General features: G+C 65.6%; 6 protein-coding genes. 2 read left to right on the forward strand and 4 right to left on the reverse strand.

Annotation, left to right across the window (positions count from 1 at the left end; all coding sequences use genetic code 11):
* The 3 genes from MJD61_10930 to ttcA form a co-directional block, all read right to left on the reverse strand.
* On the reverse strand, positions 1-490 hold a 490-nt coding region (locus MJD61_10930; protein ID MCG8555782.1), incomplete at its 3' end, for a GtrA family protein.
* A gap of 256 nt (positions 491-746) precedes the next feature.
* Positions 747-1,889, reverse strand: coding sequence for a hypothetical protein (locus MJD61_10935; GenBank protein ID MCG8555783.1), 1,143 nt, complete (start codon positions 1,887-1,889; stop codon positions 747-749).
* Between the two features lie 32 nt (positions 1,890-1,921).
* A complete protein-coding gene (gene ttcA, locus MJD61_10940; GenBank protein MCG8555784.1) occupies positions 1,922-2,755 on the reverse strand; it encodes a tRNA 2-thiocytidine(32) synthetase TtcA in 834 nt (277 codons plus the stop codon).
* Positions 2,756-3,106: 351 nt separating this feature from the next.
* Between ttcA and MJD61_10945 the strand changes: the two genes are divergently transcribed.
* A complete protein-coding gene (locus MJD61_10945; GenBank protein MCG8555785.1) occupies positions 3,107-4,627 on the forward strand; it encodes a DnaJ domain-containing protein in 1,521 nt (506 codons plus the stop codon).
* Positions 4,628-4,640: 13 nt separating this feature from the next.
* Positions 4,641-5,837, forward strand: a complete 1,197-nt coding sequence (locus MJD61_10950; protein MCG8555786.1) for a GDSL-type esterase/lipase family protein — start codon at positions 4,641-4,643, stop codon at positions 5,835-5,837.
* Positions 5,838-6,152: 315 nt separating this feature from the next.
* On the opposite strand, the gene MJD61_10955 is transcribed toward MJD61_10950, so the two are convergent.
* The gene (locus MJD61_10955) at positions 6,153-7,274 is read right to left on the reverse strand and encodes a DUF5671 domain-containing protein (protein ID MCG8555787.1); all 1,122 of its coding nucleotides are present in this window, start codon (positions 7,272-7,274) and stop codon (positions 6,153-6,155) included.
* Between the last annotated feature and the right edge of the window lie 234 nt (positions 7,275-7,508).

Genomic DNA, 7,508 nt, shown 5'->3' on the forward strand with positions numbered 1-7,508 from the left:
CCTGCGACAGATACGGGCCAGGCGCGCCGAACGCCCACACACGGTTGATCGTGAAATTAACCACGCCACCCACAGCGAAGCCACACAGCGTCGCGGCCGCGGGGCCGAGCCAGGTCGCAGCGACAAGCGAATAGAAAACGCCGAAGTCGAACGCGGGGGCTATCCCGGCAGCCGTGATGTTGCGGAACAGGCTCCCCTCGCCCAGCGTGAGCAGCCGTGGATCCGAGCCTTGTCGGCCAAGCGCGCGCAGGAAGTGCCTGAGAACGGTCAGGCTCCGGATGGGCTGGAGCAACCAAGAGAAATAACATCGCACTCGCATCGCTAGGAGCGTGCTGGTGCCACGATGGTCGATTCCCCTGTCCTGCCGGGTGCGGCGCCGCAGGTTGAGCACGGCGTAGACGGGCACGGTGATGGCTATAACTGCGCATACGAACAGCAGGGGCGCCACGGCCACCCATACCGAAACGGGAGCGGGAAAGTTGGAAAACATAGCCCTGTCGTTCGACTCCTGTGCTCGACTCCCGGCGCTCCCTCCGGCGTGCTGACCGGGCGCCGGTCTCGGCACACCGGACCCATCTGTACGCGGGCAGGCTGTGCCGATCGGCGCGGTTTGTCAACCGAATGCTCTGCATTGGTCCCTCGAGCTCGAGCACGAGCACACTACGGGGCCGTTCGCGTGTCAGCTCGTCGAGGGGTAACCGTTCCCGGGGGTCTTTCGCCTCGACGACTTCCTGGGGCCTGGACGGTTACGTCGAGGGGGGGTCGGTGCAGCCGTCCTCGTCTTGGTCTCGGCCCTCCTCGGCTTCCTCGTTGGGGCACAGGTCGTCCACGTCGGGAACGAGGTCGTTGTCGTTGTCCGGGTCCGGGCAGCCGTCGTCGTCCTGAAAGCCGTCCAGGTCTTCCGGCAGCGGTGGACAGGCATCTACGTCGTCGTCGAGGCCGTCCTCGTCTTGATCGTGGCTCCGTGGAGCCCAGGAAACACCCAGCGTGGCACGGATCGCCGGGCTGCCCACGCCGGCCACCAAACCACGAGCCACCGCGACCGTGAACGTCAGCTCCCCCAGACTGGCCCGCAGCCCCGACTGCAGCACCAGGCTGGTCCCTGCGCGAGCGGCAAACGGCTTCCCCGCATCGGTCGTTCCGCGCAGCTCGATCAGGCCGGCAAGCCCTCGGGCGATGAGCAGCGGCAGCTTCAGGCCGATCCCGAAGCCCAAGCGGTCGCGCACGCGGGTTGCAAAGACCGCTTTCGGCCTGGTCCGGTGCAGCCAGCCCAGGTGCGTGGCCAGACTCGCGCCTAGCAAGTGAAAGTCGGCCAGGGCACGCAGCTCGAAGCGGCCGCTGCCCTCACCGGCATACCGCCCAGGTTGGCCTGCAGGCAGGGCCACGCCGGCCAGCAGGCCGAGCCCGGGACCGTCCTGGCGCTCGTCCCTGCCGCGAGTAGCGGGGCCCGCGACCTGCAGCAGCCCGTAAAGCCAGCAATCACCTAGCGCACGAGCGGGCAGCGCCGGCTCATCGCGCAGCACACGCTGGCCGTGTTGGTGGACGATCCAGGGCACCCGCAGCGCCACCGCCAGGCGCGAGCTCAGTCCCACATACCCCCAAAGGCTCATGGCGTAGCGATCATCGAGCGGCCGCCGGCGCGCTCCGCTGCCGTCGCTGCCGACGCGAACCCTGATCAAGTCCGAGCTGTAGTCAGCCCACAAGGCCACGTTGCCCTGGCCGGTCCCCGGCGAGCGCGTGCTCGGGATTCCCAGCAGCCCGTCACGGTCGAAGGCGGGCACGAAGTGCTCGACATCCACGTCACGCGCAGATTGAGCCGAAGCGCTCCCGCCACGTACGGCGGCAACGAGCACCCAACAAACCAGTAGCGCGGGCAACTGCTGTCCCATGGCAAGACTCGGAGCCGGTCGCAGCGCGCAGTCTACAGCAACAAGGGCAGCCTGCCCCGCTCGGGTGCGTCCTCGTGCCGAGCTGCATCGCTCTGGTCCTCCGCGGCGGCAAGCTCCGCAAGCAGGTCCCGGTCCAGCAGGTGGGAAGCGCGGACGTTTCCAAGCGCCGCCAGCATGCTCTGGCGCACCTGGGGCGCGATCTGCTCGAGCTGGCTCAGCCAACGCTTGACCTGCCGGCGTTTCAGCTGCTGCTGCGATCCGCATAGGTTGCAGGGCAGGATGGGGAAGCGCCTCGCCCGCGCATAGCGCTCGATGGTAGCCTCCGCCGCATACAACAAGGGCCGGATCACCGTGTTGCGACCATCGTCGCTGCGCAGCTTGGCCGGCATCGCGCCCAGCGAGCCCGTGAACATGAGATTCAACATCAGGGTCTCGAGCGCGTCGTCTCGATGATGCCCGAGCGCGATCTTGCTGCAACCCAAAGCCTCCGCTGCATTGTACAAAACGCCGCGCCGCAAGCGTGAACACAGCGAGCAATAGGTGGCCCGAGCATCCAGTTTGGCTCGAACGACACTGTAGGTGTCCTCGTGGAGGATCCGATGCGGCGTGCCGCGCTGCTCGAGCCAGCGGCGCAGCGGTGCGCCGTCGTAGCCGGGCTGACCTTGATCGAGGTGCACCGCGAGGAGCTCGAAACGCAGAGGCGCACGCTTCTGGCAGCGCTCCAGAAGCTCGAGCAGGGTGTAGCTGTCCTTGCCTCCGCTCATGCAGACCATGATGCGGTCGCCGTCTGCGATCAGGCCGAATTCCCCGATGCACGCGCCCATGCGGCGGGTGAGCTCGCGTTCGAGGGATGGAAGCTCGTCCATGTGCTGATCCGCCTTGGATGAAACCGCGCCTGAAATGACCGCGTTTGGCCCGGCGCCCGAGCAACATAGCATTACCGGGGCGGGTGCTTCTGCCAGGGAGTGTCTTTCCAAATGCTCCCGTCGATCCCGAGGCCCTCGAAATCGTGGGGTCTCCCGCCGCTCATGAACGATGCACCACATCACCTCGTCACGGCGAAAACCCCACTATTCCGATCATCCTCGGGCTCTCGGTCCGATTTTGAAGACACTCCCTGGCAAGAGCGGCGTTACGCGCTTTTTCTACCGGCCTGCTGAGCGGTAGTGCTGTACCATGAAACGTGCAGGCCTGTTAGGAAGGAGCGCGAAACTGGCATGGCGGCCCCGCAGGCGAAGGCCGAAGGCACCCTCACCAAGACCCCGTTCGCGCACCTGCTCGTCTACATCGAAACACATCGGCTCACTGGTACGCTGGTGGTCGGGACAGAGCAAGGGAATGCTCCCGGGCAGCAGCAGGGGCGATCCGCGCTGCTCTTTCGCCAGGGGCAGCCGATCGCAGCCCGCTTCGAGGTTCCGGTCGAAGGCTTCGAGCAGGGTGTCCTGCCCCTGTTCCTGCGTGGCCCCGCACGCTATGCCTTCTACGAGGCGGATCTGGTAGGACGAGGCCCGCATGCGCTGCGAGGTCCGTGGGACCCAATGCGCATCCTGGCCCTCTCGCTCCCACACCACACGCGCGATGCGGTCGTCGATCGCGTGCTCGGTCGACTCGGTCAGACGCCGCTGCGCCTCAAGCCCGGAGCGCCCCTGCACCGCTTCCAGTTCGGGTCCGCCGAGCGTGGCTTCATCGATCTGCTGCGGGCGGAACCCGCGGATCTGAGCTCGCTCGTACAGGTTAGCGGGCTGCCCGAGTCCAAAGCGCGCAGGGTCGTCTACCTGCTCGCCATCACCCGCTGCGTCGAGAACTTCGGCGCCAGGGGGGATGCGCGCGGCGGCAGAAGCACGATCTCCACGCAAATGCAGGCCGTTGGAAAATCGAGCGGCACCCCGCCGCAGCGAAGGACTGCGCGGCGCACGGAGATGACGCGGACCGCTTCGCTGCAGCCGCGCTCGCTACCCCTTCCAAGCATGCCGCCGGACCTTTCCCAGGAGCACGCCGCACGCTGGTCCGAAATCGTCGAGCGCTATCAGGGCATCGACAGCGAGAACTACTTCGAGATGCTGGGTGTCGACACCCACACCAACGCCGGCGGCGTACGCGCTGCCTACTTCGGCCTGGCCAAGACCTGGCACCCCGATCGACTTCCGGAGCCGCTCGAAGCCTTGCGCGCGCACGTGGAGCTCGTGTTCGGCCTGCTGAGCGAGGCGCACGCTTGCCTGAGCAACGACCCGCAGCGCGCTCGCTATCAAGCCTCGATCGAGCTGGGCGGCGGCACGCCGGCCGAAGCACGCCAAGTGTCGGCGATCATGGAAGCCGCCGTGCAGTACCAAAAGGTCGAGGTGCTGGCGCGCAGGCGGGCCTATGCCGAGGCGCTGGAGCTGCTGGACGACATCCTCAAGCTCAACGGGGACGAAGCAGACTACCATGCCATGCGTGCGTACTTGCTGCTGCAGATGGCACCCGATAGCGAAGCCGTGCCCGCGGACGCACAGCAAGGTGTCGTACGGGCGCTCGAGCTGAACTCCGAACACGAACGCGCGCACTTCACCAAGGGGCTGATCCTCAAGCGCAAGGGCAAGAAGCGGGAAGCGCTGGCTGCGTTTCGCGCAACACTCGAAATCAATCCTCGCCATCTGGAAGCGGGACGCGAGGTGCGCCTCGCCGGAATCCGCAGGGCGCGAGCCAAGACCGAAACCGGCGGCTTCATTACCAAGCTATTCGGTAAGAAGAGCGGTTAGCAAACTTGCCCCAATGACCAGCAAGCTTCGAACGCGCGCGTTGCGGCTCGCACCGTGCGTGCTGCTCGTGGGCTGCGCCGCCGGATCCCCCAAAGGCCGTCTGTGGCTGATGCGTGGCGCCCTGGTCTTGGTCTCGGTCGCGCTCAGCGCTGGCCTGCTCGAAGCAGCTTTGCGCATCCACGCCGCGGTCTCGCACGTGACCTTTGGAGACGTCATGGAGAGCCACAAGAGCATGTTGGCGGCGATCCCGGCGGATCGCAACGTTTCCGTGCGTGCCTTTATCCAGCCCAACGAGAATCCCCACATCGTCTACGAGCTGGTTCCGGAGTGCGATGTTACGTTCCACGGGCAGCCAGTGCGCATCAATGCGTGGGGTTTTCGGGGAGGCGCGACCGATCTGCGCAAAGAGGAAGGATCGCTGCGTATCGTCGGTTTGGGAGACTCGGTCATGTTCGGGTGGGGCGTGCGGGAGGAGCAGTGCTACCTTTCGCTGTTGGGCGACAAGATCCGTGCGCGCTACCCTGATCTTGAGCTCGACATCATCAATACAGGTGTGCCCGGCTACAATACCGTGATGGAAGTCGAGGCGTTCAAGGCGAAGTGGCTGGTGCACGAGCCGGATATCGTGATCATCGACTACGTTCCCAACGACCTGCAACTGCCCAATTTCCTCACCGAACCGAGCCAATGGCACGACCCGAGTCGCTCGTTCCTCGTCGACTTCGTCTGGACGCGTCTGAAGAGAATGCCGTGGACTCCATCGTTTCGAATGACCGACGCGCCGCTGCAAACGACCGACGCGCCGCTGCAAACGACGCTGCAACAATCTCGCCAGGCGTTCGAGAACGATCCACAACGGGTGCCCGAACGCTATCGCGAAATGGTCGGCATCGACGCCTATCGTCGCGCCATGACCGAGCTCGTAACGCTAAGTGAGAAGCACGGTTTCGAGCTCGTCGTGATGTCCCATAGTGCCTACCCTGACGACGTCAGCGCTGTCCTCGATGAGCTCGAGCTACCGCGCGTGCCCGGCGCCCCTGTTTTCGGAGCGTACCTGCAGGAGCGTGATATCGAAGACTATCTATCGTCGGTATTGGTGCTCAGCGAGTCCGATCCGCACCCGTCTCCCCTCGGGCACCGGCTGTTGGCCGAGGCCTTGTTCGACTTCATCGACGACCGACATTGGCTGGCGCGTACGATCACCCCTTAGCCGAAGCGCACGCTGTAGATGGGCGGCTCACTACGAGCTCCTTGCCGGCCGGGTTCGGGAAGAACTCGAACAAGTGCCGAGTCGACTCCACTCGAGCCATGGAAGCGATCATATGCCCGATCTTCCCGAGCACGTCCAGCACGGGCCCCAAACCCGGGGCCAGAAGGCCCCGCGGATCGAGGCTTTTAGACCAGACGCTGCCGCCTCGTGCGCAACCCGGACCAGCGCGCTGCGCTCGAGGCTTGGGGCACGTGGCAGAATCGCTCGACTTCCGCGGGCCCTTGCAGAATGCGCATGCAGCAAACGCGGCAGGGGTCAGGGGCGGCTGGCGCTGGGCCTTGCCCCCGGTTGCATCGCGACGGGCCGCCTCGGGCGCAGGACGTCGAACTCGAAACAATGTCGCCCCGCGGGGTGGTTCCAGCTCGGGGCCTGCTTCTCGTCGCGCGGCAGGCGAAACGTCGCGCAGAGCTCGAAGCGGGTCTGATCCAAGATGGCGTAACCGTACTTGTGTCCGGTTTCTGGATCCTGGATCCTTGGCCGCTCTCGAGCTGCCCGAGCGACCAGCTGTTCGAGCGTTGCCGGCAGCGGGCGTTCGAGACGCCGCTGATGCACTGGAAGCGAGCGCGCAGCGCCGAGACAGGCGTCTTGAATCTCGCGCACGATGAGCCGCAGATCGTCGAGGCGACGCTGGTCGAGCTTGTGTACCCGCGCCGTCCCGGGAGAGCCTGCCACGACAAAGCCCCATACGATGGTCGGCAGCACGATCGCTGCTGCTGCCGATGCGGATGCGCGATGCAGGCGGGTCGATCCCCGTTCCTTCGGCGCCAAGCGCAGCGCCAGGAGATAGTAGATGCAAGTCAGACCCGCTACGGCGAGCACGGCCAGCACTTTCAGCAGGAAGCGAGCGCTCAGCTCGCCCTCGAGCAAACCGAAGACAAGCGTGATCAGAGCCCCGCCGACGGCCAGCGACGCGAACAGAAGCGTCACGTAGGTCAGCCAGCGCCTCGTTGCGCTCCAGGCCCGCTCCGGGTGCGTCCGAATCTCGCCCAGCAAGACGCGGGAGAGCCACACGAATACGGGAAACGAGACGATGGCCACCGCGAGAAACCAGCGGACGGTCGACAAGCGCTCGATGCCGGCTCTCACCGGCAGCGCAGGGTCAGGGAACCAGCGATCGACGTACTGGAACAGCAGCACCACGACGGCGATGATCGAGGTGTACAGCGCGGCGAAGCTCAGCAGATGCAGGAACGCCTCCCTTGCTCCGCCCCTGTCCGGTGGCGGCGGAACGGGCATCTCGAGGCTCGTACTAGCAAGCGCTTCGATGACCTCCTTTTCCTTCCAGCCCGCCGAGTGCAGAAGCAATCGGATGGTGGCGTGATCCATGCCCTTTTCGCGAGCGTGGTCGATGAACGCAAAAAGGTCGCGGCTGCTCACCCGGCCAGGCTAGCAGCATCCGGGAACACAGACACGCGCAAGCCGCGCTGTGCGCTGGTGCCGTCAGGTTAGGTGTAGGTAGCGACCGTCCCGACTAGTACCTCGCCACAGGAATCCTGATCGTTTGGCCCCAGCCCTGGCGCCCGCTGGCGGCGTTGGGACCTCCTCGAATATGCGCTGCACCGCATCGAAATGAACCGCAGTCTTCGTCGGTCCGCCTTGCCAGCGAGCCCC

The organism is Pseudomonadota bacterium, from assembly GCA_022361155.1.
Taxonomy (GTDB): domain Bacteria; phylum Myxococcota_A; class Polyangia; order Polyangiales; family JAKSBK01; genus JAKSBK01.

What these genes read in the sequence shown, in the direction of transcription:
- MJD61_10935 (MCG8555783.1), bottom strand. Translation starts at nt 1,889, where the DNA reads ATGGGACAGCAGTTGCCCGCGCTACTGGTTTGTTGGGTGCTCGTTGCC.
- ttcA (MCG8555784.1), bottom strand. Translation starts at nt 2,755, where the DNA reads ATGGACGAGCTTCCATCCCTCGAACGCGAGCTCACCCGCCGCATGGGC.
- MJD61_10945 (MCG8555785.1), top strand. Translation starts at nt 3,107, where the DNA reads ATGGCGGCCCCGCAGGCGAAGGCCGAAGGCACCCTCACCAAGACCCCG.
- MJD61_10950 (MCG8555786.1), top strand. Translation starts at nt 4,641, where the DNA reads ATGACCAGCAAGCTTCGAACGCGCGCGTTGCGGCTCGCACCGTGCGTG.